The 23,109-nt window shown below is 66.6% G+C and carries 23 protein-coding genes and 1 pseudogene; 18 read left to right on the top strand and 6 right to left on the bottom strand.

Annotation, left to right across the window (positions count from 1 at the left end):
• Window position 1 precedes the first annotated feature (1 nt).
• From OHB26_RS35880 to OHB26_RS35870, 3 genes are all read left to right on the top strand, one after another.
• On the top strand, window positions 2-2,464 hold the full coding sequence (locus OHB26_RS35880) for a phosphoketolase family protein (protein WP_330181695.1): 2,463 nt from the start codon (window positions 2-4) through the stop codon (window positions 2,462-2,464).
• Between the two features lie 84 nt (window positions 2,465-2,548).
• Window positions 2,549-4,798 carry a molybdopterin-dependent oxidoreductase gene (locus tag OHB26_RS35875; protein ID WP_330181694.1) on the top strand — a complete coding sequence of 750 codons (2,250 nt, stop codon included), beginning with the start codon at window positions 2,549-2,551 and terminating at the stop codon, window positions 4,796-4,798.
• Entirely contained in the window at window positions 4,795-5,313 is a 519-nt protein-coding gene (locus OHB26_RS35870; RefSeq protein WP_330181693.1) for a winged helix-turn-helix transcriptional regulator, read from the top strand. Before OHB26_RS35875 ends, OHB26_RS35870 begins: the two co-directional genes overlap by 4 nt.
• Before the next feature lie 561 nt (window positions 5,314-5,874).
• Here the strand turns inward: OHB26_RS35870 and OHB26_RS35865 are convergent.
• Window positions 5,875-6,483, bottom strand: coding sequence for an amidohydrolase family protein (locus tag OHB26_RS35865; protein WP_330181692.1), 609 nt, complete (start codon window positions 6,481-6,483; stop codon window positions 5,875-5,877).
• 14 nt (window positions 6,484-6,497) lie between these two features.
• Here OHB26_RS35865 and OHB26_RS35860 point away from each other — a divergent pair, with 14 nt between their 5' ends.
• The gene (locus OHB26_RS35860) at window positions 6,498-6,695 is read left to right on the top strand and encodes a hypothetical protein (protein WP_330181691.1); all 198 of its coding nucleotides are present in this window, start codon (window positions 6,498-6,500) and stop codon (window positions 6,693-6,695) included.
• A 46-nt stretch (window positions 6,696-6,741) separates the two neighbouring features.
• Here OHB26_RS35860 and OHB26_RS35855 read toward each other — a convergent pair whose 3' ends face one another.
• The 4 genes from OHB26_RS35855 to OHB26_RS35840 all read right to left on the bottom strand — a co-directional run bounded on the left by OHB26_RS35855 (window position 6,742) and on the right by OHB26_RS35840 (window position 9,647).
• Window positions 6,742-7,179, bottom strand: a complete 438-nt coding sequence (locus OHB26_RS35855; RefSeq protein ID WP_330181690.1) for a helix-turn-helix domain-containing protein — start codon at window positions 7,177-7,179, stop codon at window positions 6,742-6,744.
• A gap of 113 nt (window positions 7,180-7,292) precedes the next feature.
• Entirely contained in the window at window positions 7,293-8,525 is a 1,233-nt protein-coding gene (locus OHB26_RS35850) for a cytochrome P450 family protein (RefSeq protein ID WP_330181689.1), read from the bottom strand.
• Between the two features lie 19 nt (window positions 8,526-8,544).
• A complete protein-coding gene (locus tag OHB26_RS35845; RefSeq protein ID WP_330185879.1) occupies window positions 8,545-9,264 on the bottom strand; it encodes a DJ-1/PfpI family protein in 720 nt (239 codons plus the stop codon).
• 38 nt (window positions 9,265-9,302) lie between these two features.
• A complete protein-coding gene (locus tag OHB26_RS35840; protein WP_330181688.1) occupies window positions 9,303-9,647 on the bottom strand; it encodes a helix-turn-helix domain-containing protein in 345 nt (114 codons plus the stop codon).
• Window positions 9,648-9,847: 200 nt separating this feature from the next.
• Here OHB26_RS35840 and OHB26_RS35835 point away from each other — a divergent pair, with 200 nt between their 5' ends.
• The 14 genes from OHB26_RS35835 to OHB26_RS35770 all read left to right on the top strand — a co-directional run bounded on the left by OHB26_RS35835 (window position 9,848) and on the right by OHB26_RS35770 (window position 22,249).
• Window positions 9,848-10,231: an acyl-CoA thioesterase gene (locus OHB26_RS35835; protein ID WP_330181687.1), complete on the top strand. Its 384-nt coding sequence runs from the start codon at window positions 9,848-9,850 to the stop codon at window positions 10,229-10,231.
• A complete protein-coding gene (locus tag OHB26_RS35830; protein WP_330181686.1) occupies window positions 10,231-10,620 on the top strand; it encodes an acyl-CoA thioesterase in 390 nt (129 codons plus the stop codon). The genes OHB26_RS35835 and OHB26_RS35830 overlap by 1 nt, the downstream gene beginning before the upstream one ends.
• A 68-nt stretch (window positions 10,621-10,688) precedes the next feature.
• A complete protein-coding gene (rplL, locus tag OHB26_RS35825) occupies window positions 10,689-11,075 on the top strand; it encodes a 50S ribosomal protein L7/L12 (RefSeq protein WP_330181685.1) in 387 nt (128 codons plus the stop codon).
• 227 nt (window positions 11,076-11,302) lie between these two features.
• On the top strand, window positions 11,303-12,385 hold the full coding sequence (locus OHB26_RS35820) for a hypothetical protein (RefSeq protein ID WP_330181684.1): 1,083 nt from the start codon (window positions 11,303-11,305) through the stop codon (window positions 12,383-12,385).
• 48 nt (window positions 12,386-12,433) lie between these two features.
• A complete protein-coding gene (locus tag OHB26_RS35815; protein WP_330181683.1) occupies window positions 12,434-13,618 on the top strand; it encodes a cation:proton antiporter in 1,185 nt (394 codons plus the stop codon).
• Between the two features lie 288 nt (window positions 13,619-13,906).
• Window positions 13,907-14,881, top strand: a complete 975-nt coding sequence (locus OHB26_RS35810; RefSeq protein WP_330181682.1) for an acyl-CoA desaturase — start codon at window positions 13,907-13,909, stop codon at window positions 14,879-14,881.
• A 30-nt stretch (window positions 14,882-14,911) separates the two neighbouring features.
• A complete protein-coding gene (locus OHB26_RS35805) occupies window positions 14,912-15,169 on the top strand; it encodes an acyl carrier protein (RefSeq protein ID WP_330181681.1) in 258 nt (85 codons plus the stop codon).
• Window positions 15,170-15,172: 3 nt separating this feature from the next.
• The gene (locus OHB26_RS35800; RefSeq protein ID WP_330181680.1) at window positions 15,173-16,069 is read left to right on the top strand and encodes a cyclopropane-fatty-acyl-phospholipid synthase family protein; all 897 of its coding nucleotides are present in this window, start codon (window positions 15,173-15,175) and stop codon (window positions 16,067-16,069) included.
• Window positions 16,066-17,310 carry a cytochrome P450 gene (locus OHB26_RS35795; protein WP_330181679.1) on the top strand — a complete coding sequence of 415 codons (1,245 nt, stop codon included), beginning with the start codon at window positions 16,066-16,068 and terminating at the stop codon, window positions 17,308-17,310. The genes OHB26_RS35800 and OHB26_RS35795 overlap by 4 nt, the downstream gene beginning before the upstream one ends.
• Window positions 17,307-18,047: a thioesterase II family protein gene (locus OHB26_RS35790; RefSeq protein WP_330181678.1), complete on the top strand. Its 741-nt coding sequence runs from the start codon at window positions 17,307-17,309 to the stop codon at window positions 18,045-18,047. The genes OHB26_RS35795 and OHB26_RS35790 overlap by 4 nt, the downstream gene beginning before the upstream one ends.
• Before the next feature lie 11 nt (window positions 18,048-18,058).
• Window positions 18,059-19,756 carry a fatty acyl-AMP ligase gene (locus OHB26_RS35785; protein ID WP_330181677.1) on the top strand — a complete coding sequence of 566 codons (1,698 nt, stop codon included), beginning with the start codon at window positions 18,059-18,061 and terminating at the stop codon, window positions 19,754-19,756.
• 1 nt (window position 19,757) lies between these two features.
• Window positions 19,758-20,198, top strand: a complete 441-nt coding sequence (locus tag OHB26_RS35780) for a PaaI family thioesterase (protein WP_330181676.1) — start codon at window positions 19,758-19,760, stop codon at window positions 20,196-20,198.
• A gap of 2 nt (window positions 20,199-20,200) precedes the next feature.
• The gene (locus tag OHB26_RS35775) at window positions 20,201-21,403 is read left to right on the top strand and encodes a cytochrome P450 (protein WP_330181675.1); all 1,203 of its coding nucleotides are present in this window, start codon (window positions 20,201-20,203) and stop codon (window positions 21,401-21,403) included.
• 15 nt (window positions 21,404-21,418) lie between these two features.
• The gene (locus OHB26_RS35770) at window positions 21,419-22,249 is read left to right on the top strand and encodes an alpha/beta fold hydrolase (protein WP_330181674.1); all 831 of its coding nucleotides are present in this window, start codon (window positions 21,419-21,421) and stop codon (window positions 22,247-22,249) included.
• 13 nt (window positions 22,250-22,262) lie between these two features.
• Here OHB26_RS35770 and OHB26_RS35765 read toward each other — a convergent pair.
• Window positions 22,263-23,060, bottom strand: a pseudogene (locus OHB26_RS35765) (AI-2E family transporter); the annotation flags it as partial.
• Window positions 23,061-23,109: the final 49 nt, after the last annotated feature.

Genomic DNA, 23,109 nt, shown 5'->3' with positions numbered 1-23,109 from the left:
CATGACGCAGTTGACCAGCGCGAATGATGACACCTCGGCCGATAATCTCGGCGGAGCCGGCGGGCGGACCGTCGCTCCGAAGCCCTACCGGCTCGATGCGAGTCCCGGGCCGCTCGACCGCGATGAGTTGAGCACCGTCGACGCCTGGTGGCGAGCCGCGAATTATCTGGCGGTCGGGCAGATCTATTTGATGGCCAATCCGCTGCTGCGCACACCCCTGGAACCCGAGCAGATCAAGCCGCGATTGCTCGGCCACTTCGGCACCGTGCCGGGATTGAATCTGGTGTGGGTGCATGCCAATCGGGCCATTCTGGCGCGTGATCTCGATGCGGTTTTCGTCGCAGGTCCCGGTCACGGTGGTCCCGGCCCCAACGCCTGCGCCTGGCTGGAGGGCACCTACTCCGAGCTGTACGGCAATATTTCGCGGGACGCCGACGGTATGCGGGCACTGTTCGCGCAGTTCTCCTTCCCGGGTGGTGTGCCCAGTCACTGCGCCCCCGAGACCCCGGGTTCATTCCATGAGGGCGGTGAACTCGGTTATTCGCTGCTGCACGCTTTCGGTGCGGCGCTGGACAATCCGAAGCTGACGGTCTTCTGCGTGGTCGGCGACGGTGAGGCCGAGACGGGTCCGCTGGCGGGGAGCTGGCATGCCAACAAGTTCATCAACCCGGCGCGCGACGGCGCGGTGCTGCCGATCCTGGCACTGAACCAGTACAAGATCGCGAATCCGACCGTGCTGGCGCGCATTCCGGAGTCGGAGCTGGTGTCGCTGTTCAACGGGTACGGCTACGACCCGATCATCGTCTCCGGGAGTGATCCGGCGGCGGTGCATCAGGATATGGCCACCGCGATGGATCGCTGCCTGGATCGCATTGCCGAGATTCAGCAGCTCGCGCGCGCCGGTGACACCACGCGGCCCAGCTGGCCGATGATCGTGCTGCGCACGCCCAAGGGCTGGACCTGTCCGCCGATAGTCGACGGTGAACCGGTCGAGGGCACCTTCCGGGCGCATCAGGTGCCGTTGTCCGCCGCCCGTACCGATGCCAATCATCGTGCGGTACTGGAGAAGTGGCTCGAGTCCTATCGACCCGAGGAACTGTTCGACGAGCAGGGGCGGCCGGTCGAGGAGTTGCTGCGGTTGGTGCCGACCGGGGACCGGCGGATGAGCGCCAATCCGGTCAGCAACGGCGGCATGCTGGTGCGCGATCTGAAGCTGCCCGATTGGCGGGAGTACGGTGTGGAGGTCGTGACGCCCGGTGGCACCGAACATGAGGCGACGCAGGTGCTGGGTACCTGGCTGCGCGATGTCACCGCCGCGAACCCCGACAACTTCCTCACCTTCGCTCCGGATGAGTTGGCCAGCAACCGATTACAGGACATTCTCACCGTCACCGGCCGCGACTGGCAGGCCGAGATCGGTGAGTACGACGTCAAATTGGATCGCGCGGGCCGGGTCATCGAGGTGCTGTCCGAGCATATGTGCGAGGGTCTGCTGGAGGGCTATCTGCTCACCGGGCGGCACGGCGTCTTCACCTGCTACGAGGCGTTCATCCACATTGTCGACGCCATGTTCAACCAGCACGCCAAATGGCTGGACGCGAGCGCGGCGGTACCGTGGCGGCGGCCGATTCCGAGCCTGAATTACCTGCTTTCGTCGCATGTTTGGCGGCAGGATCATAATGGCTTCACCCATCAGGATCCGGGATTCCTGGATGTGGTGCTGAACAAGTCGCCGGAGATCGTGCGCGTCTATCTGCCCCCGGACGCCAATACGCTGCTCTCGACCTATGATCACTGTCTGCGATCGCGGCACTATGTGAATGTGGTCGTCGCGGGCAAACAGCCGCAGGCGGACTGGCTTTCGGTGGACGAGGCGACCGTGCACTGCGCGCGGGGTGCGGGTATCTGGGAGTGGGCGGGTAATAACGACGAGCTCGGCTCTACCCCCGATGTGGTACTCGCCTGTGCGGGTGACGTGCCCACACTGGAGACCCTCGCGGCCGCCGCCATTCTGCGGGAACGGCTGCCGCGGTTGCGAATTCGAGTGATCAATATTGTCGATCTGATGCGCCTGCAGCCGCGGGACGAGCATCCGCACGGTCTCCCGGACAGTCTTTTCGACACCATGTTCACTACCGACCGCCCGGTCATCTTCGCCTTCCACGGCTATCCGTGGTTGATCCACCGCCTCACCTACCGGCGCGCGAACCACTCGGGTCTGCATGTGCGCGGCTATAAGGAGAAGGGCACCACCACAACGCCTTTCGACATGGTGATGCTCAATGATATGGACCGCTATCACCTGGTCATGGATGTCATCGACCGCGTCCCGGGGCTGCGTACCCAGGCCGCCGGGCTGCGGCAGGAGATGGTCGACGCACGCTGGACGGCCCGCGCGTGGACTCGCGAACACGGCGAGGACATTCCGGAGGTCGCCGACTGGGCCTGGCCGTATTCGCGCTGATGGCCCGCGCCCCGCTTCCCTAGCGGGCGCGCCATTTCCGCCCAGTGGGTAGCGCAAGTGAACTAACTCACCTACGCTGAGCGAATGACGGAGTGGCAGCCCACGGCATGCATCCTGTGCGAGTGCAATTGCGGCATTCAGGTGCTGCTCGGGCCGGACGGCCGGTCCTTCGAGAAGATCCGCGGCGATAAACTGCATCCCGCCTCGGCGGGCTACACCTGCAATAAGGCGCTGCGCCTGGACCACTACCAGAACGGCCGCACCGATCGGCTGACCACACCGCTGCGGCGTCGCACCGACGGCGAGTTCGAGGAAATCGACTGGGATACCGCGATTTCCGAGATCACCGCGCGTATGCAGGAGATTGGATTGCGCTACGGCGGCGAGTCGATCTTCTATTACGGCGGCGGCAGCCAGGGCAATCACCTGGGCGGGGCGTACGCGCCCGCCACCATGGCGGCCTTCGGGATGAAGTACCGCTCGAGTGCGCTCGCGCAGGAGAAGACCGGTGACTTCTGGGTGGGTGCGCGCATGTTCGGGCATCCGCTGCGCGCCGATGTGGAGCATGCCGAGGTGGCCTTGTTCGTCGGCAAGAATCCCTATCAGTCCCATGGGTTTCCGCGCGCCCGCACGGTGTTGAAAGAGATCGGGAAGAATCCTGAGCGCGCCATGATCGTGCTCGATCCGGTGCGTACCGAGACCGCCGAGCTCGCGGACTTCCATCTGCAACTGCGGCCGGGCACCGACGTCTATCTGCTGTCGGCCATGGCCGCGATTCTGCTGCGCGACAATCTCATCGATACCGCGTGGCTGGCCGAACATGCCGAGGGTCTCGATGAGGTCGTGGCGGTGTTGCGCGCCGTTCCCATCGAGAAGTACTGCGGCATAGCCGATGTGGACACCGACCTGGTGGTCGCGGCGACACATCGGCTGGCGCGGGCGAAGTCGGTGGCCGTACTGGAAGACCTCGGCGTGCAGATGAACCGGTACTCGACGGTGGTCAGCTATCTGGAGAAGCTGGTATGGCTGCTCACCGGCAATCTCGGCAAGCCCGGCACCCAGTACGCCTTCACCGGTATGGCCGCCATCGGGCATGATCGCGGACATCCGGCCGGGGAGGGCCCGCGCAGCCCGGTGGTGGGCGCGCCGATCATCAGCGGCCTGATTCCGTGCAATGTGATCACCGAGGAGATCCTCACCGATCATCCGGCGCGCTATCGCGCCATGTTCGTCGAGAGTAGCAATCCCGTGCACTCACTTGCGGATTCGGCGCGTATGCGGGCCGCGCTGGAGTCCCTGGAGCTGGTGGTGGTGGTCGATGTGGCCATGACCGAGACCGCGCGACTGGCCGACTATGTACTGCCCGCCGCAACACAATTCGAGAAGTACGAGGCGACATTCTTCAATTTCGACTTTCCGCGCAATATCTTCCACCTGCGCCATCCGGTGCTGCCCGCGCCCGAGGGTGTGCTGGCCGAACCGGAGATCCACGCCCGCCTGGTGGAGGCGTCGGGCGCGCTCACCGAGGATGACTACCGGCCGCTGCGTGCGGCATTGGCGCAGGGCCGCGCAGCCTTCGCCATGGCCTTCCTGGGTGTGCTCGCGGACCGGAACAAGGCGAAACTCGCCCCGGTGCTGCTGTATCGGACGCTCGGCCCGACCCTGCCAGCTGGCGCTGACGCGGCGGCCATGCTGTGGGCGGCGGCCTACAACTGTGCGCGCAAATTCCCCGAGAGTGTCGAACGCGCCGGATATGGAACGGGTTCGGCGGCGGGTGAGCGGCTGTTCGAAGCCATTCTCACCGGAAGGCACGGCATCGTCATCACCGAGGACGACTACGACGAGACCTGGAACCGACTGCGCGACAACAAAGTCCAGTTGAGCATTGCCGAACTGCTCCGAGTCGTCGCCGCGCTGCCCGAACCGGACGCCGATGCCGGTCAGTGGCCGTTCGTGCTCTCCGCCGGGGAACGTCGTGCCTTCACGGCCAACACCATTGTGCGAGATCCCCTCTGGCGCAAGCGCGATAGCGGCGGCACCCTGCGCCTGAGCCTGGCCGATGCCGATCAGTTGGGCCTCGCCGCGGGCGATCTGGTCCGGGTGACCACCCGGCGCGGCAGTGTCGAGGTCCCGGTGGAGCCCACCGACCGGATGCGCCCCGGCCACCTGTCCCTCCCGAACGGCTTCGGCCTCTCGGTCACCGATGCCACCGGCGCACAGGTCACCACCGGCGCGGCCCCCAATGAACTCACCGAATTCGATTCCCGCGACGAATGGGTCGGAACCCCGTGGCATAAGTACGTCCCGGCCCGCTTGGATACCGTGGACGCATGAAACGCACGACGTTCGCCACCTGGCCGTGCACCGTGGCCCGCACGGTGGATCTCATCGGCGACTGGTGGACCCCGCTCGTGCTACGCGAAGCCTTCTACGGCGCAAAGCGTTTCGACGAATTCGAGCGCATCCTCGGCCTGAGCCGCAATGTGCTCACCCAGCGCCTGACCCGCCTGGTCGAGGAGGGTCTGCTCGAACGCGTGCAATACCAGGACCGCCCGCCCCGCTCGGAATACCTGCTCACCGATCAGGGGCGAGATTTCTTCCCCGTCATCGCCGCCATGATGCGCTGGGGCGACCGTTACCTGGCCCCCGACGGCCCCCCGGTCGTCCTGCACCACAACACCTGTGACCACGACACCCACGCCGAGGTCGTCTGCGCGCACTGCCGCGAACCCCTGCACCACGCCGACATCTCCGCCCGCCTCGGCCCCGGCTTCCCCGACCGGCACCGCGAATCCGCCCTCGCCACGGGCCGATTCGACGATGTCGAGCCGGGGAATCACGCCGACTAGAGGTATGAATGCCCGCCCAGCGAGGCGGTATGCACGGCGCCGTGATGACATCCGGCCCGCAGATTGCGGCGTTCATCGGCGGTGAGGGTATGCCGATCTCTCGACGGTTTCCTCGAATTGCGTTGTGAACTGCGTTTTTTGGAGATCCGATGCAACATTGGCGGTGTGCGTCACTCTCGGTGATCGTGGATTGACAGCGCGTGAATTCAAGGCACATGCCGGCACCGGGCAAATGCTCGGCAAGTTCGAGCAGCCCCATTCCGGATAACCCGAAGAAAGTCTCCTGATGAAATTCCGTTCCATTGTCGCGACCGCGGCTGTTGCCGTCGCGGCCGTCTCCGTCACCTCCGTCACCGCGAATGTGGCCTCCGCACAGCCCGATTCGGCGAACAACAATCGCGGCGTAGATAGTCCCGCTCGGCGTAGGCGGCTTTCATACGGTCGAAGAGCGTCTGGGCGCGGCGGGTCATGGCGGGTAGATCGATGCCCGGCACCTGACCGTCGCACAGGAACATGCGTCCCGCGCGATCATGCTGAAGGTGGTCGCGCGGGCCGTGCTGTTCATACAGAGGGTGCGGATCGGATCGTCCAGGACGCCGTCGAGGGGGTCGTCGAGTCGGAAGGCGACCAGGTCGGCGGCTGCGCCCGGGGTGGGAACGAGTCGGTGCTGAGGGCGAGGGGCACTCCGGCGGCGCGGTAGCGCTCGAAGCTGTCGAGTGCCGCGCCGTGTCTGGCTATGGTGAGCGGGCAGTGGATGACGGTGGTCCCCGAGGCTGCCAGGGTGGCGATATCGGCCTCGGTATCCGCTGCGACCAAGGGCTTCGAGTTGACGTAGATTCCATGCGGGATAAGCAGTTTCGGCCCCAGTAGGCCGATCCGCGCCAATACCTGCAGCGGTGGCACGCCGAAGCTGTCCAGGATGAGCCGCCGTTCGAGCAAACCCTGCAATGCGTGCAGGCGCACCGGCACCCCGGATTCGGCGGCGAGTTTCGCAGTGCGCCGCATGAGGTCTTCGCTCAGCGTTTCGATCCGGCACGGCGGTAGCGCACCGTGTACGAGATCGGAGTCACGCGCCCGGGCCCAGTCGAGAAACCTTGCGGCATCGTCGAATCCGTCGAGTCCGAGCTGCTCGTTTCGGTAGATGGAGCGGGCACCGTCCGCATCCACCACATTGACGCCCGAGCGTGGCGTGGCTGTTCTTAATCACCACCGAGCGCGATGTGGCCGAACAACTCGACGATCATCGGCACCTGATCGCGGCCATCACCTCCGGGGACGAACGCCTGGCCGAGTACGCCATGCTCAGTCACACCGAGGCGGGCCGCATTCCGACGCTCACCATTCTCGGCGAGCTGCGCCACGGGCACCCGCAAGGGGATTGAGCGACACGGCCGTTCCGGTCGAGCGGAACGGCCGGACGCTGCGCGGTCACGCGTCGACGGCGACGCGGCCCGCGAGGATGGCGGCGGCGGTATCGGCGGGCCAATCCAAACCGGCGTCGAGTTTGGCGAGGACCTCCGCGGCGGGGGATTCGACCAGGCTGCGTTCGATCTGGCTGATCATGCCCGCGGCCGGTCCGCCCTTCTTGGCGACATCGCCCTGGGTCCAGCCCATTTCGCGGCGGCGGGCCTTGACCCGGTCGGCGAGTGCGGCGATATCGAGGTCGCCGGTGGGTTGTGCGGCGGGTTTCGCCTCGGCCTTGGCGGCCGTCTTCGCCTTGGGCGCTGCGACACTCGGTGCGTCGGCGGCCGCCGCGGCGGTGCTGTCGGCTTCGGCGGCCTCGCGTTGCTTCTTGGAGACTCCACCACTTGCCAGGAACGCCTGCGTATTGAGTCGCGAGCGCTTTCGCCTACCCATTTTTGCCATGAAACCCTCCCTGATCTGTCGATGCTCACGGTCGTCGGAGCATGGGGAAGACTGCCACGACTGTGCCAGCCCCCCCGGTATGAGCGGAAGCTCGGCGTGCCGCGAACCGATGGCTATCTATCTTCGGAGCCGACGGGGTTCCGGATGGATTCGGTTCTTCCCAAGCGAACCGGCAGGTCGGTGAGGCCGCGGATAATGGGGTTCGGGTACCGGTGCAGATCGGATTCGGCCACGGCAAGTTCGATATCGGGAAATCGGTGCAAAAGACCGGCGAATGCCGTGCGCGCCTCGAGACGGGCCAGGGGTGCGCCGACGCAGAAGTGGACGCCGTGTCCGAAGGCCAGGTGGGAGTCGCGGTCGGCGGTGAGGTCGAGGTGGTCCGGGTCGGGATAGTGCGCGGGATCATGATTGCCCGCCGAGAGCGCCACGTACACGACCTCCCCGGCCGGAATCACGGTGTCGCCGATCGTGATCGGCTCCACGGTGAAGCGCGGGGTGGCGAGGTTGACGGGGCCGTCGAAGCGCAGGAACTCCTCGACGGCGTCGGGGATGAGCTCCGGATCGGCGCGGAGCCGGTCCAGCCAGGGGCGGTCGCGGAGCAGAGCGAGCATGCCATTGCCGATGAGGTTCACGGTGGTCTCATGCCCGGCGACCAGGAGCAGCAGGGCCATACCGACCAACTCCTGCTCATCGAGGTCGGCGTCGGTATCGGTGACGAGTAGCGAGAGCAGATCATCGCCCGGATCGGCCTGTTTGTCGCGCACCGTATCCCGTAGGAATCGCACCATATCGTCGTGCGCCCGGGCGCGGTCGGTCGCCGAATCGGCGGTCCCCACCATCGCTCGGGTCCATGCGCGGAAGGTGTCATGATCCTCGATGGCGACACCCAGGAGATGGCAGATGACCGTGACCGGCAGTGGTACCGCGAAGGATTCGAGCAGGTCGACCCGATCGGATTCGTCCATGGCGTCCAGGAGTTCGGCCGTGGTCCGCTCGATGATCGGTTGCAGTCGCGCCACCTGCCGTGCGGTGAACGCCCGCGCGACGGCCTTGCGCAGCCGCGTGTGATCGGGCGGATCGGAGTTGAGCATATGCCGCAGCACCTCCTGCGGCCGCGGATTCACCCGTGCCACACCGCGTTTGCGCGCCAGCACCGCGTTGAAGTAGGCGATGTCCTTGCGCAGCCGCGGATCCGCCAGCGCGGCGCGCCCCTGCTCGTAGCCGAGGATGAGCCAGCGATCCAGGCCGTCTCCGAAGTCGACCCGACGCACCGGACCGTGTGCGCGCCAACGCCGGTAGTACTCGTGCGGGTCGGCGAAGAAATTGTCGTCGAGCAACTCGCTCACACTTCGACGCTACGGCACATCAGCGTCGTGCGGTTGCGCGTTCGCGCACCCGATTCAGGGTCAGATGCCAGAAGGCGCTCGCCAGATCGAGTGGAATACGCGGCCGGGCAGCACGTTTCGTCATCTCCAGGCGGGTCTTGCGCAGCAGTTCGGCCGGTGCCTTGTCCGGATGCCCGGTGTCGAACGGCGGATGCGGATCGTATTCGATACCCAACTGGGTCATCTGCGCCGCCTCGGTGCCCGCGATCTCGCCGACCAGCCACAGACCCAGATCGATTCCGGCCGAGACTCCCGCCGCCGTGACGATCTCGCCGCTGCGCACGATGCGGTCGTGCGGACGGGACTCCGCGCCGAAGGCGGCCAGCATGGGCTGCGCCGACCAGTGCGTGGTGGCCGGATGTCCCCTCAGGATATCGGCGGCGGCCAGCACCAGTGAACCGGTGCAGACCGAGGTGGTCCACCGGGTATTCGGATGCACGCGGCGCAACCAGTCGATGAGTTCGCGATTGGCCATGGCCTCGGTGGTGGCGGCCTCGGAGCCGCCGATCAGCACCAGATCGGGGGCGGGCGTCTCGGCGAAGGTGTGCGTCGCACCGAGCACGAGAACACCGGAGTCCGAAACGATCGGTCCGACTTCATTCGATACGAACCGCAATTCGCTGTCGGGCAGCGACCGCAGCACCTCATCGGGTCCGATGGCATCGAGCACGGTCATGCCCGGGTACAGCACTATGGCGATCTGGAAGGTCCTGGGGGACTCTCACTTTCGGTGCCGATTCAAACGCGGGTGAAGCGCGCGCGATACTCGCCCGGCGGAATGCCCAGGTGGTGGTGGAAGATTCGGTAGAGGGTCTCCGGACTGCCGAGTGCGACGGCGGCCGCGACCCGGTCCATGGGCTGATCGGTGTTCTCCAGCAGGCGACGTGCCGCGCCGATGCGGACCTGTTCGACATAGCGGGCGGGGGTGGTGCCGGTCTCGATGGCGAAGACCCGGGAGAAATGCCGGGTGCTCATCCCTACGTGCTCGGCCAGGGCTGGCAGGGACAGGTCCTCGGCGAGGTTCTCCTCCAGCCAAACCTGGAGTGCGCGCAGCGAATTGCGCCTGGGCGGAGCGGCGGCCATCGGGGTGCTGGCTCTGACCGCCCGGCCGGTGCAGCCGCCAGATCCACGAGTTGGAATCCGTCGTAGACCACCATCAGCACCACCCGCATACCTCTCAGCCTGCGTTCGGCACCCGCATGGCGTCAATGCCACGGCTCTTGCAAATCCGGCCATCGACTGCTGGTCAGAGCGCCCGAAGTGCGGCTTGGTATGAATGCCGGGTGGCTAGACACCAGTTCCTGTGCCCCCTGCGCTGGTCCGATATGGACGCGGACGGTCATGTGCACAATGCCGAACACCTGCGCTACCTGGAGGAAACCCGCATCGACGTATTCCGCGAGCGGGGGTTCCGCGGGTCGTGCGTGGTCGCGCAGATGGATATCGACTATCTGACGCCGCTGCGGTATCGCTCGGAGCCGGTGCGGGTGGAGACCTGGGTGACCAAGGTGGGTAGCTCATCGTTCACCCTGACGCAGGAGATCCGCGATGACGACATCGTCTATTCGGCCGCGACCTGCACCATGGTCGCCTTCGACCGCGAGGCGCAGCGCTCCCGCAAACTCGACGACGCCGAACGCCGCATGCTCGAGGAACTGAGCGCCTGATGCACTCCTATGACATCCAACTGCGCCGCACCGATATGGACGCGCTCCAGCATGTGAACAATGTGGTCTTCGCGCAGTACCTGGACGAGGCCCGCACCGAGCTGCTCGCCGGGTGCGAATCACCCGACGGCCCTTGGCGGGTCGTGGTCGCGGGGCAGCGACTCACCTACCGCACACCGCTGGTGTTCCGTCGCGAACCGGTTACGGTCCGCACCGTGCTGGACCGCATCGGCACCTCATCCTTCACCCTGCGACATGAGGTCCGCGATGCCGAATCCCATTATCTCACAGCGACTTCCACGCTCGTCGCGATAGCCGACGGCGCGCCACGCCCGCTCACCGCCGCCGAACGCGACTACCTCACCGCACTGGCCGCCCCGCAAAACTGATCGCCAGCGGGTGGCATCCGCGCATATGATGGATGTATCTCCTGGTCAGCGCTTCAAGGGGGTCCATCATGGCCAAGATGACCAATGACGAACTGCTCGACGTCTTCAAAGGTATGACGCTGCTGGAACTCTCGACGTTCGTCAGGGCCTTCGAAGACGAATTCGGCGTCACCGCCGCCGCGACCTATGCCCCGGCGCCCATCGACGGCACCCCGGTCGAGGTCGAAACCGCCGATGAGCAAAGCGAATTCGATCTCATCCTGGAATCCTTCGGCGATAAGAAGATCCAGGTGATCAAGGCGATGCGCGAAATCATCCCCGGCCTCGGCCTCAAGGAGGCCAAGGATCTGGTCGAGTCCGCCCCCAAGCCGGTGCTGGAGGCGGTCTCCAAGGACGCGGCCGAATCGGCCCGCATCAAACTGGAAGCCGCGGGCGCTCGCGCCGCTCTCCGCTGATCGATCCGCGGGGTTGCCCCTGAGGCAGGGTCAACCCCGCAGCATGGTCGGTATGACTTCGATTGTCGATCAGTTCACGATTCACCATGACGGCGTGACGATTTCGTTGTCGCGTGCCGGGCGTGGGCGGCCGCTCGTACAGTGTCCGGGGCTGAACTCGACGCGTCGGTATGACGAAGACGGGTGGATAAGCGGCGGTTCCACGGTCGATCTGCGACAGTGGGCTGATGAGGTGGTCGCTCGTGCTGTTGTCGGTGCTGGCACTGATCGCGGGATGTGCCCGGGGCACAACGGATTCGGAGTGGAAAGAGCTGGCGTTACCGGCGTCCGGCGCCCGGGTGGTCGAGTTGGTGCCGGTGCGCGACGGGGTGTTGGCGCTCGGGTCGGTGCCCTCCGGGGAGGATCGGGCACCCGCGGCGTGGACTTCGAGCGATGGAAGTCATTGGCGTGCGGTCGCGGTGGAGCCGCGCAGTCCCTATGGGTCGCTGGCGGAGTTGATTTCGGCCGGGGTGGGGGATCGGACGGTGGTGCTCGGGCGGGCTTTCGGTGGGTCGCATGGGAATCCGCGGATGACGGTCTGGAGTGGTGACAGCACCAAGTTGGTCGAGTATCCGCAGGTGTTCGAATTGTTCGGCGGGCCGCATTCGATCGCGGTGACGGCGGCGGCCTCGCTGGGTGGAACCGACCTGCTGATCGGCGGGTGGGACGGGGCGGACGGGCGGTACGGGGTCGCCGTCTGGGTTTCCGCCGATGGTGCGAATTGGCAACGGCGGGTGGATGATCCGGCGCTATCCTCCGGGGCGGGAGAGTTGACGGGTGCGTCCGCGATCACCACCGGTCCGGCCGGGTTCGTGATTGTCGGGGAGACGCAGCGTGACGGTACCCAGTTGCCGCTGGAGTGGACCTCGCGCGATGGGAGCGCCTGGCAGCGAATCGCTATGCCCGGTACAGCCGCGCTCGCCACGCAGGTCGGCTGCAATCCCGCCCGCTGCACCGTCTTCGGGCAATCCACCCTCGCGGCTCCGACGGTGCTCTGTTGGCCGAGCGATACGGCGGCGGCGATTCCCGGGCCCGCCGCGACCACCATCGACACCTTGAAGGTGCTGGTGCGGGACGCTCGTACGTTCGCGGTGGTACGCCTCGACGGTGCGGTACACCTGCTGTCGGTGCGTCCGGACTGCACCGACTGGCAAGATCTGCCGCTACCCGTGCCCGCCGCGCGCGCCCAGCTCACCGAACTCCCGAACGGACTTCTGCTCAGCACCATCGAGGACAACGCCAGTCGACTCTGGCTGCGCGCGCACCCCTGACTGTCCCGGTTGCCAGGAAAATGCCGGTGCGTCTGGGAGGATGCGCGGGTGACTCAGGCGCTGATCGCTATCGCGGGCGTGGTCGCCGCGTGGTCGTTGCTGGCGGCGCGATTGGAGCGGTGGCAGATCACCGCGCCGGTCGCGGTGGTGCTCGCGGGGATCGCGGCGGGGATCGGGACGCGCAACACCATCGGCGAGACGCTCAATACCCGAATCGCCCAGCATGCGGCCGAGATCGTGCTGGCGGTACTGCTCTTCGTCGATGCCACCGAGGTGCGCGGCGGCCTATTCGGGCCGCAGCCGCGAGCGGTGTTCCGAATGCTGTTCATCGCCCTGCCGCTGGGGCTGGGATTGTCGGTGCTGTTCGGGGCGTGGCTGCTGCCCGGACTCTCCTGGGCGGTATTGCTGGTTATTGCCTGCGTGGTGGTGCCGATCGATTTCGCACCCGCGGCCTTCATTCTGCGGGACCGGGGGATTCCGCCGCGGGTGCGCGATGTGCTCAATGTGGAGGGCGGCTACAACGACGGAATCGTCTCGCCGATCTTCATTTTCGCGCTGGCGCTGGCGGGCGATGCCTCACGCGCCACCACCCCGATGGATGCGCTCGGCGATGCGGTGCCCTCGGCGGTGAAGGCGATTCTGGTCGGCTCGGCGGTGGGGTGGGTGCTCGCGGCGGCGACCGATGCCGCCGAGCAGCGCGATCTCATGAACCATCAGTCCAAGCGGATGGCGTTGGTGGCCGCGCCGATCCTGTCCTATGCGCTCGCGGTCGCCGCGGGCGGAAATGGCTTCGTCGCGGCTTTCGTCTCTGGCTTGGCCCTCAACTACTTCCGGCGTACCGCGGGCTTCCACCGCGAATTGGAGTTGATCGACGATATCGGCTTCCTGCTGACCATGGCCATGTGGTTCGTCTTCGGCAGTGTCGCGGTCTACGCGCTGACCGGTGAGAACAACTTGCGCGCAGTGCTTTTCGCACTCGCCGCATTGACCGTGGTGCGCATTCTGCCCACCTACTTGGCCATGCTGGGCTCCGACTGGTCCTGGCGGGACCGACTCCGGCTGGGTCTGCTCGGTCCGCGCGGCACCACCTCGATCGTCTTCGGCCTGCTCGCCTTCAACGGCCTCACCGGCGAACCGGCCGAGTTCGTGCTGCTGACACTGGTTTTCACCGTCCTCGGCAGTGTGCTGCTGCACGGGGCGGGCGCGCCATTGGCGGCCCGCCGCCGTGGCTGAATGGGGCTGTGCCCGCTGACGCGCCTCCTGACCGAATGAGCCCAGCGGGAGCGAGCCGTCGGGCAGCACCAGATCCCCCGACTCCAGCCGCGTGCGCGAATGCCGAAAGATCTGGGCGGTCTGGGCGAAGAGATGCTCGCGCGCGCCGCGCGGTCGCGCGATCAATGATTCCGATGCCGCGATCGGACCGGGGAACGAAGCCGGTGCGGCGGTCGAGCGCGCTGTTACCTTCGGATCGTTCGCTGGATGGACAAGTGTCCGGTACTCCTGAGGGTTTGGACGGGTGCAATGACCGAGGACAATTCACTGTCCGCCGAGCGCTTTTCGGACGCGCTCGACAACGCGCAGCCCACGCCGCGCCGAAAGACCATCAGTAGTCCCTATATTCACCGATTGCAGCGCCGGCACTTCCTGCTCTTCGATGTGCTGCCGATTATCGGCACCGTGGCGGCCCTGGCGTTCCTGCTGGTGCGGCCGCTGGGCGCGCTGGAAGTGGCCCTGTTATTCGTGATGTGGCTCGTCACCGGGCTCGGCGTGACGGTCGGATATCACCGGTTGTTCACCCATCGCACCTTCAAGGCGGCCCCGTGGGTGGCGGTCGTGCTGGCGGTACTGGGTTCGATGGCCGGGCAGGGCGGGGTGCTGTCCTGGGTCGCGCTGCATCGCCGCCACCACGAATACAGTGATCGTGAGGGAGATCCGCACTCGCCCAACCTCTCCGGGGGCGGTGTCCGGGGTGCGGTGCGCGGCCTGGCGCACTCGCACTTCCTGTGGATGCGCCGCCACGAATACCCCAATATCGTGCACTACGCGCCCGACCTGATCAAAGATCGCCGACTGGTGCGCGTCGCCCGGCTCTACTACTACTGGGTCGCGCTCGGACTGCTGGTGCCCGCGGTGCTGGGCGGTGTGCTCTCGATGAGTTGGACCGGTGCGGTGAGCGGTCTGCTGTGGGGCGGTTTCGTGCGGATCTTCCTGCTCGAACACATTGTGTGGGCGATCAATTCGTTCCTGCACATGTTCGGCACCCGGCCGTACGAATCCCGTGAGAACAGCCACAATGGCGGCATCTTCGCACTGGTGACGCTCGGCGAATCCTGGCACAACAATCACCACGCCTTCCCGGAGTCGCCGTCGTTCGGGCTGGACTGGTATCGACTCGACCCCGGGTACTGGCTGATTCGAGCGCTGGCCGCCTGCGGGCTGGCCTGGGAGCTGAAACTGCCGTCGCAGGCCCGCATATCCGCCAAACGCGTTGCCTGACAAGCGTATTGCACTCCTGAGAGGTCCATCATGGATAACAGTCAAGAAGCCATCGTCAGCTGGTGCCGGGAGTACCTGGCGAATCTGCTCGAGGTCCCGGTCGAGACGATCGGTCCGGCCGCCGACTTCGATCGTCTCGGCATCGATTCCGCGCTCGCGGTGGCCCTGCTGATCGATGTCGAGGACCGCTACGGCGTCGATCTGTCGCCCGAGGACCTGTACGAGAACCCGACCCTCGACGCGGTCGCGGCGCTGGTGCGGGAGCAGTCCGCGCGAAATGTGGCGTGAGCGGTGGCCACGATCGATGCCGAGCGCACCGCCGCCGCGGCCGCGGCCATCCGCCATCACTACGACATCGGCAACGAGTTCTATCGACTGTGGCTGGACCCGACCCTGAGCTACTCCTGCGCGCTGCGGCAAAACGCAGACGACACACTGGAAATCGCGCAGGCGCACAAACTGCGCCATCATCTGGACGCGGTCGAGGCGGACCGGGCGCGGTCGGTGCTGGATATCGGCTGCGGCTGGGGCGCGATACTGAACGGGCTCGCCGAACGCGGCGTCGGCCGCTCGGTGGGGCTGACGCTCAGCGCCGAACAGGCGGAATATGTTCAGGCACAGCGGTATCCGGGTGTCGAGGTGCGAGTCCAGGACTGGTTGGACTATCGGCCGCGGGAGCGATTCGACGGCATCATCTCCGTCGGCGCGTTCGAACACTTCGCCAGGCCCGATGATTCGCCCGAACAGAAGATCGGCGTCTACCGCGAATTCCTCACCCGCTGCCGGGACTGGCTGACCCCGGACGGCGCGCTCTCCCTGCAAACCATCGCCTACGCGAATATGCATCCCGCCCAGGCGAACTCGTTCATGACCCAGCAGATCTTCCCCGACGCCGAACTGCCCACCCTGGCCGAGATCACGGCGGCGGCGCAGGGCCTGTTCGAGGTCTGCGCGGTCACCAATGGCCGCCTCGACTACGCGTGGACCTGCGCGGAGTGGGCGCGCCGACTGCGGTCCGAACGTGCCGCCGCCACCGAACTGGTCGGCGCGGAGGCCGTCGCCCGATATGAGCGCTACCTCAAGCTGTCGGCAATGGGTTTCCGGATGGGCAAGCTGACCCTGTACCGCCTGGTGCTGCGGCCGTACCGGACCGAACTCTTCGGCGCGCGGGGTGATCGAGCGTCATGACCGTGCAGGCGTCCGAACCGGCCCGCCCGCGTATCCGGTTCAATCCGTTCAGCGCCGAATTCCGGTGCGACCCCTACCCGATGTACCGGGAACTGCGCACGGTCGCCCCGGTGCACAAGACGCTCGGCATGTGGGTGCTGACCCGGCATGCCGATGTCCGGACGGTGCTACTGGATCGCTCCTTCAGCGCCGGACTGATTCCGGAATTGGTGAGCGCGCAGGCCGAGCGGCTCGGCCAGGGCCACGTCGCGCGTATCGAACGACTGGGCCGAAAGTCGCTGGTATTCACCGACAACCCCGATCACGCGCGCCTGCGCGGACTGGTGAACCGGGTGTTCACCGCGGCCGCGGTGGCCGAGCTGCGGCCGGTGGCGAGCACCGCCGCGACGCGGCTGCTGAGCCGGGCCCGTGCGGCGGGCAGTCTGGATCTGATCGCCGATTTCGCCGCCCCGCTGCCGATTTCGGTGTTGTGCGAATGGATGGCGCTGCCCGAGGAGTTGCGCGCCAGGGTCGGCCCGTGGACGCACGATATTCGTTTCCTGCTCGAACCCGGGCTGATGAAGGCGGCCGATTTCGCGCGGGTGCGTGAGGTCGTGGAGGAGTTCGCTACCGCGCTCGGCGAGGTGCTGGCCGAGCGGCGGCGACGCCCGGGAACTGATCTGATCAGCCGTCTGCGCGCGGTGCGGACCACGGGCGGCGACGCGCTCAGCGATGAGGAACTGATCTTCGTCTGCGTCATGTGCTTCGTCGCGGGCAATGAGACCACCAAATCCCTCATCGGCAATGGCACGCTCGCGCTGCTGCGGTATCCGGATCAGGCGGCGTTGCTACGACAGGATCCGGATACCGTCGGGACCGCCGTGGTGGAGGCGCTGCGCTATGACAGTCCGTTGCAATTGACAAAGCGCCTGGCCACCAAGGATGTCGAGATCGGCGGGCGGGTGATCCGGGCGGGCGATCAGGTGCTGGTGTGCCTGGGAGCGGCCAATCGCGATCCCGAGGTATTTCCCGACCCCGACCGATTCGATCTCACCCGGGACACCTCGAGCCAGCTGGCATTCGGTCACGGCATGCACGGATGTCTCGGCGGGCAACTGGCCGAGCTCGTCGCGGGTGTCGCGTTCGCACAGCTGCGGACGGTCGACCTGACCCCGCTGGTCGATGAATTCGAGTGGCAGGACCATAGTTTCATCGTCCGGGGGTTGCGCGCACTGCCGGTCGAGATTCGGGCCGCCGCGTGACCGCCACCCGTCCCGGACATCGAAACTGGTTGCGGTACAGCGACTCCGATGCCGTATTGCGATTGATCTGCCTGCCGCACGCGGGTGCGGGAGCCTCCTCGTTCAATCGCTGGGTGGAGTTGTTCCCGGCGTGGATCGCCCCCGTACGAGTCCAATTGCCGGGCCGGGAGGACGCGGCGTCGGAACCCGCGCTGCGACGCGTCCCGGATGCGGTGGACGGACTGCTGGCCGAACTGTCCGCGCTGGACCGGACACCGCTGGCCGTCTACGGGCACAGTATGGGCGCGCTGGTGGCCTACGAATTGGCCCGGGCGCTGGCCGCCGCCGGTACGCCGGTGCTGCACCTGTTTGTCTCCGGCCGTCGCGCACCACATCTGGCGGCGACCCGGCAACAGATCCATCGCCTGCCGGACCCCGATTTCGCCGCCGCGCTGGCCGCCATGAACGCCTGGGGCGATGCGGGACGCAGTGCCTCGTTCCTGCGGTACGCGCTGCGCTTGACCCGGTCGGATCTGGAGCTGTCCGAGGAGTACCGGCATCTGTCCGAACCCCGGCTGGAGTGTCCGATCACCGCCTTCCACGGCACCGCCGATCCGATCGTCGACGCCGCCGAGATCACCGCCTGGCGGGAGTTGACCGGCGGCCCGTTCGTCCTGCACGAATTCGCGGGCGATCACCTCTTCCACCATCGGCATCGGGCGGCGATCGTCGTGCTCATGGCCGAGGCCGTGCGGTAAAGGAATCCGAGATGCGCCAGCCCACACTGCTTCCCGACATTCTGCGCCGCCGTGCGGTGCAAGAGACCGACCGCACCGCGTACATCTTTCTCGACGACAACGGCGCGGAGACCTCGACCCTGACCTACGGCGAACTGCACGCCCGCGCGCTGTCCGTCGCCGCCGAGCTCGAAACACGGTGTGCGCCGGGCGATCGCGCGCTGCTGGTGTTTCCGCAGTGCCCGGAGTTCATCGTCGCCTGGTTCGGCTGTCTGTACGCCGGTGTGATCGCGGTTCCGGTGCATCCGCCGCGCCGCGCACGCGTACAGGAGGCGACCGTATCGATCGTGCGGGACTGCGTTCCGGTCGCCGTATTGAGCCTGGACATGTTCCTCGCGCCGTTGCGGACGGTGCTGGGGCCCTACTGCGCCGCACCACATTGGCTCGCGGTCGACGGAATGTCCACCGCCGGAGTGGAATTCGAACCGGTGGCCCGAACCGTGGACGATCTGGCCTTCCTGCAATACACCTCCGGCTCCACCTCCGCGCCCAAGGGCGTCATGGTCACGCACGGCAATCTGATGGCCAACGAGGAGATGATCCGGCAGGGCTTCGGCCATGATCGCGACTCCACCGTGGTCGGGTGGGCTCCGTTCTTCCACGATCAGGGTCTGATCGGAAATGTGTTGCAGCCGTTGTACGTCGGTGCGACGAGCGTTCTCATGTCACCTACGGCGTTCATTCGGCGTCCACTGCTGTGGTTGTCGACCATCAGCCGCTATCGCGCGCATACCAGCGGCGGACCGAACTTCGCCTTCGACGCCTGCGTGCGGCGGGCCGCCGCCGGGCCGCTACCCGAATTGGACCTGAGCAGCTGGCGGGTGGCGTTCAACGGCGCGGAGCCGATCCGGCCCGGCACCTTGCGGGCGTTCACGGAAACCTTTGCCGCATATGGCTTCAGCGCGGGCGCTTGGTATCCGTGCTACGGCCTGGCCGAGGCGACGCTGCTGGTCGCCGGGAGTCCGGTGGGCCGTGGGCCGCGTCTACTCGAGCTGGACTCGGACGCGCTCGGCGAGCGCAGGTATGCCGTCGGCGGCAGGACCAAGACCCTGGTCGGCTCCGGACAGGTCCTCGCCGGGGAACAGGTGCGCATTGTCGACCCGGACACCGGCGTGAGCTGTCCGCCGGATCGGGTCGGTGAGATCTGGGTGGCGGGAAACCATATCGCGCAGGGGTATTGGCGGAACGAGACCGCCACGGCGGCGAGCTTCCGGTCCGACGGCTTCCTGCGCACCGGTGATCTGGGCCTCTTGGTCGACGGTGAACTGTATGTGGTCGGCCGGGTGAAGGATCTCGTTGTCATTCGCGGGCGCAACTACTATCCGCAGGACATCGAGCACACGGCGCAGACCGCGCATCCGGCCTTGCGGGCCGGTGCGTGCGCCGCGTTCGCGATCGACGCGCCCGGCGGCGAGAGACTCGTTCTCGTGCAGGAGATTCGGCGCGACGCCGAGGGCGATCCCGCCGACATCACCGGCGCGATCAAAGCGGCGGTGACCGCCGAGCACGAACTCGCGCTCGCCGATGTCGTACTCGCCGCACCGGGGCAGGTGCAGCGCACAAGCAGCGGCAAGATCATGCGATCCGCCGCCCGAAACCGTTATCTGGCCGGTGAGTTCGAGGTATGGACCTCGGCCGCCGACGACCACACCCGAGCATCGAGGAGCTGATATGCAGACCTGGCAGGCACCGAATCCGGATTTCGCCGCGGCCGTGACGGGTGCGGTGCTGAGCATGCCCGCGGCCCGGCACCTGGGCTTCGAATTCGCCCGGATCGCGCCCGGCGAGGCCGAGATCGTGCAGCCGTTCCGGACCGAACTCACCCAGCACAATGGGTTCTTCCAGGGCGGTGTGCTCGGATCACTCGCGGATTTCGCGGCGGGCTCGGCCGCGGGCACGCTGTTGCAACCGGGGTGGGTGAACATGACCATCGACTACACGGTGAAGATCCTGGCTCCGGCCAAGGGGGAGCGGGTGATCGCGCGCGGGCGGGTGCTCAAACCGGGTGCGCTCATCACCTCGGCCGCCGCCGACGTGTACTCGGTCGAGGGTGACGGCGAAACCCTCTGTGCCACAGCGCTGGTCACCATGCGCAATGTGAAGCTGGGCTGACAGTGCCGGACTTCGCCTTCGACCCGTTCGCGCCCGGCTTCGCCGAGGACCCGTATCCGCATTACGCGCGGTTGCGCGCGCACGGCCCGGTGTACGAGCATCCGCTCGGCTTCTGGATCCTGTCCAGGTACGCGGATGTTGCCGCGCTGCAACGGTCTTCACACTCGGTCGACGAGGTGCATCTGACCCGGCTGCCCGCGTGGAAGAGCGATAGCGGCACGCTCGGCAAGGCGAACCGGATCATGGGCGGGCAATCCATGCTGGATCAGGATCCGCCGGACCACACCCGTCTGCGCCGCCTGGTCGCCAAGGCGTTCACCCGGCGGGCCGTCGAGGATTGGCAACCGCGCATTCAGGAGATGGTGCGGGCCGCGCTCGCGCGCATCGCCGAGCTGGGGCGCGCGGATATCGTCGCCGAACTGGCCTTTCCGCTGCCGTTCACGATCATCTCCGAACTGCTCGGCATTCCGGTACTGGAACACGCCCGGCTGCGTGAACTCACCGGAACGCTGGTGCTCGCCTTGGAACCGCTGGCCGATCCGGGCCTGCAGGTGCGGATTCGGGCCGCGAACACCGAACTGCTCGAGCTGGTGGCGGAGTTGGTGCGGTGGAAACGCGCGCACCCCGGCGACGATCTGCTGACCGCGTTGATCGGGGCCGAGCACGAGGGCGATGTACTGACCGAGGACGAATTGATCGCCCAGGTCATGCTGCTCTACGTGGCCGGGCATGAGACCACGGTCAATCACCTCGGCGGTGGGCTGCTCGCGCTGCTGCGGTATCCCGAACAGGCCGCGCGGCTGCGCGCCGAGCCCGCGCTGGCGGTCAACGCGGTCGACGAACTGCTGCGCTACGACACCCCCGTGCATCTGATGCGTCGCATCACGATCGCGCCCCTGACCGTCGGTGCGGTCGAGATTCCCTCCGGCAGTTGGGTTTTGGGCGCGCTGGCGGCCGCGAATCGAGACACCGAATTCTGGGGATCGGATGCGGACCGGGTGCGGATCGATCGGCCGATCGCGGCACAGCACGGCTCGTTCGGCGCGGGCGCGCATCACTGCCTGGGCGCGGCGCTGGTGCGGGTGCAGGGGCGGGTGGCGTTCACCGAATTCGTCCGGCGCTTCCCGGACGCCGTGGTCGAGGACGTGCGCTGGAACGGCCGCATCAATGTACGCGGTCCCGAACAACTCATCGTCACGGTCTGACCGAGGAGTCCACCCATGCCGACCGTTTCCGTCAATGGCGTTCCGATCGCCTACTCCGACACCGGAATTCCGGACGGCAGGCCCCGGGCCGAGACCATCGTCTTCGGGCACGGGCTGCTGTTCGGCGGCTGGATGTTCGATCCGCAGATCGCGGCGCTGCGGCAGCGCTATCGCTGCGTGACCATCGACTGGCGTGGTCAGGGCGATACCCCTGCCACCGCCGACGGCTACGATATGGACACACTCACCGCGGACGTGGCCGGAATGATCGGCGAGCTACGCCTGGCACCCGTGCACTATGTGGGGCTGTCCATGGGCGGATTCATCGGCCTGCGTCTCGCGGCCCGGCATCCTGAACTGCTCAGCTCACTGACCCTGCTCGATACCAGTGCGGCCCAGGAGGATTCGGCGAAGATCGGCGAGTACAAGCGGCTCGCCCTCGCGGTGCGACTGCTCGGTTTCCGAGCGGTCCGCGGTCAGGTCCTGCCGCATATGTTCGGCCCGGTCTTCCGCGCCGACCCCGCGGCGCGTCCGATGCTGCGGGACTGGTCCGCCCGGCTGAGCCGTCTCGATCGGGCCGCACTGCGCAAAGCCGTCCTCGGCGTCGCGGATCGCCCTTCGGTCGAACTCGAACTGGCCGCCATCACCCTGCCCACCCTCGTGCTGGTCGGGGCCGACGATATCGCCACCCCACCTGCCCGTGCTCGCGAAATCATCGCCCGCATACCGGGATCGCGCCTGGCCTTGATCGAATCATGCGGTCATAGCAGCACCCTGGAGCAACCCGCATCGGTCAGCGCGTACCTCGCGGACTTCCTCGCCGGACACCCGGTGCCATCGAACTGAGCCCCCGTGCCGGTTACAGCTCTGAACCGGGTGGACTCTGATCCAGGCGCGGAAACAGGGTCTCCTCGACGAGCAACAGGATCGCCGCGGCAATGGGAATGGCGAGCAGTGCGCCGAGCACGCCCAGCAGTGAACCGCCGATGAGTACGGCGATCACCGTGACCACCCCGGGCACTTTGACGGTGCGGCCCATGATGTGCGGGGCGAGCAGATAGTCCTCGAGCAGTCGCAGCACGATGAAGAAGCCGAGGGTGGTCAGACAGACCGGCATCGAAACCGTCAGTGCCACCAGCGCGATCACAATGCCCGCCAAGGTGGAGCCGACCATCGGAATCAGATCCAGCACGGCCACCAGCACCGCGAGCGCGAGCGGGAAAGGCACACCCCAGATCTCGAGCCAGACGAAAGTCAGCACGCCGGTGATGACGGAGATCAGCAGATTTCCCAGTACATAGCCGCCGACCTTCACGAAGATGGCATCACCGATCAGGATGGCGCGTGGCCGGCGCGCGGCGGGGAAGAGTCGATACAGATTCGCCCGCAGACTCGGAAAGTTCGCCGAGAAGTACGCGGTCAGGACGACGACGATGACCGTACTTGTCAAGACGCCGAAGACGATTCGGCCCGCGCCGATCAGTCCGTGGGCGATTTCCCCACTGTAACTTCCGATTCCCTGTCTGAGCTTGTCCTCCAGATGGAATCGCTCCGCGGCCGAACGCACCACCGGATACTTGTCCTGCAGATGATGCAGTTGATCCGGTGCGTGATCGACCAGTGCCTGCCCCTGATCGACGAGCGGTGTGATCACGGCCAATCGAAGTACCAGGACGCGACCGCCGGATTCTCCGGATGCATCGGCG

The sequence above is a fragment of the Nocardia sp. NBC_01503 genome, assembly GCF_036327755.1.
Taxonomy (GTDB): Bacteria; Actinomycetota; Actinomycetes; order Mycobacteriales; family Mycobacteriaceae; genus Nocardia.
This window is presented reverse-complemented; position numbering and strand designations above follow the sequence as displayed.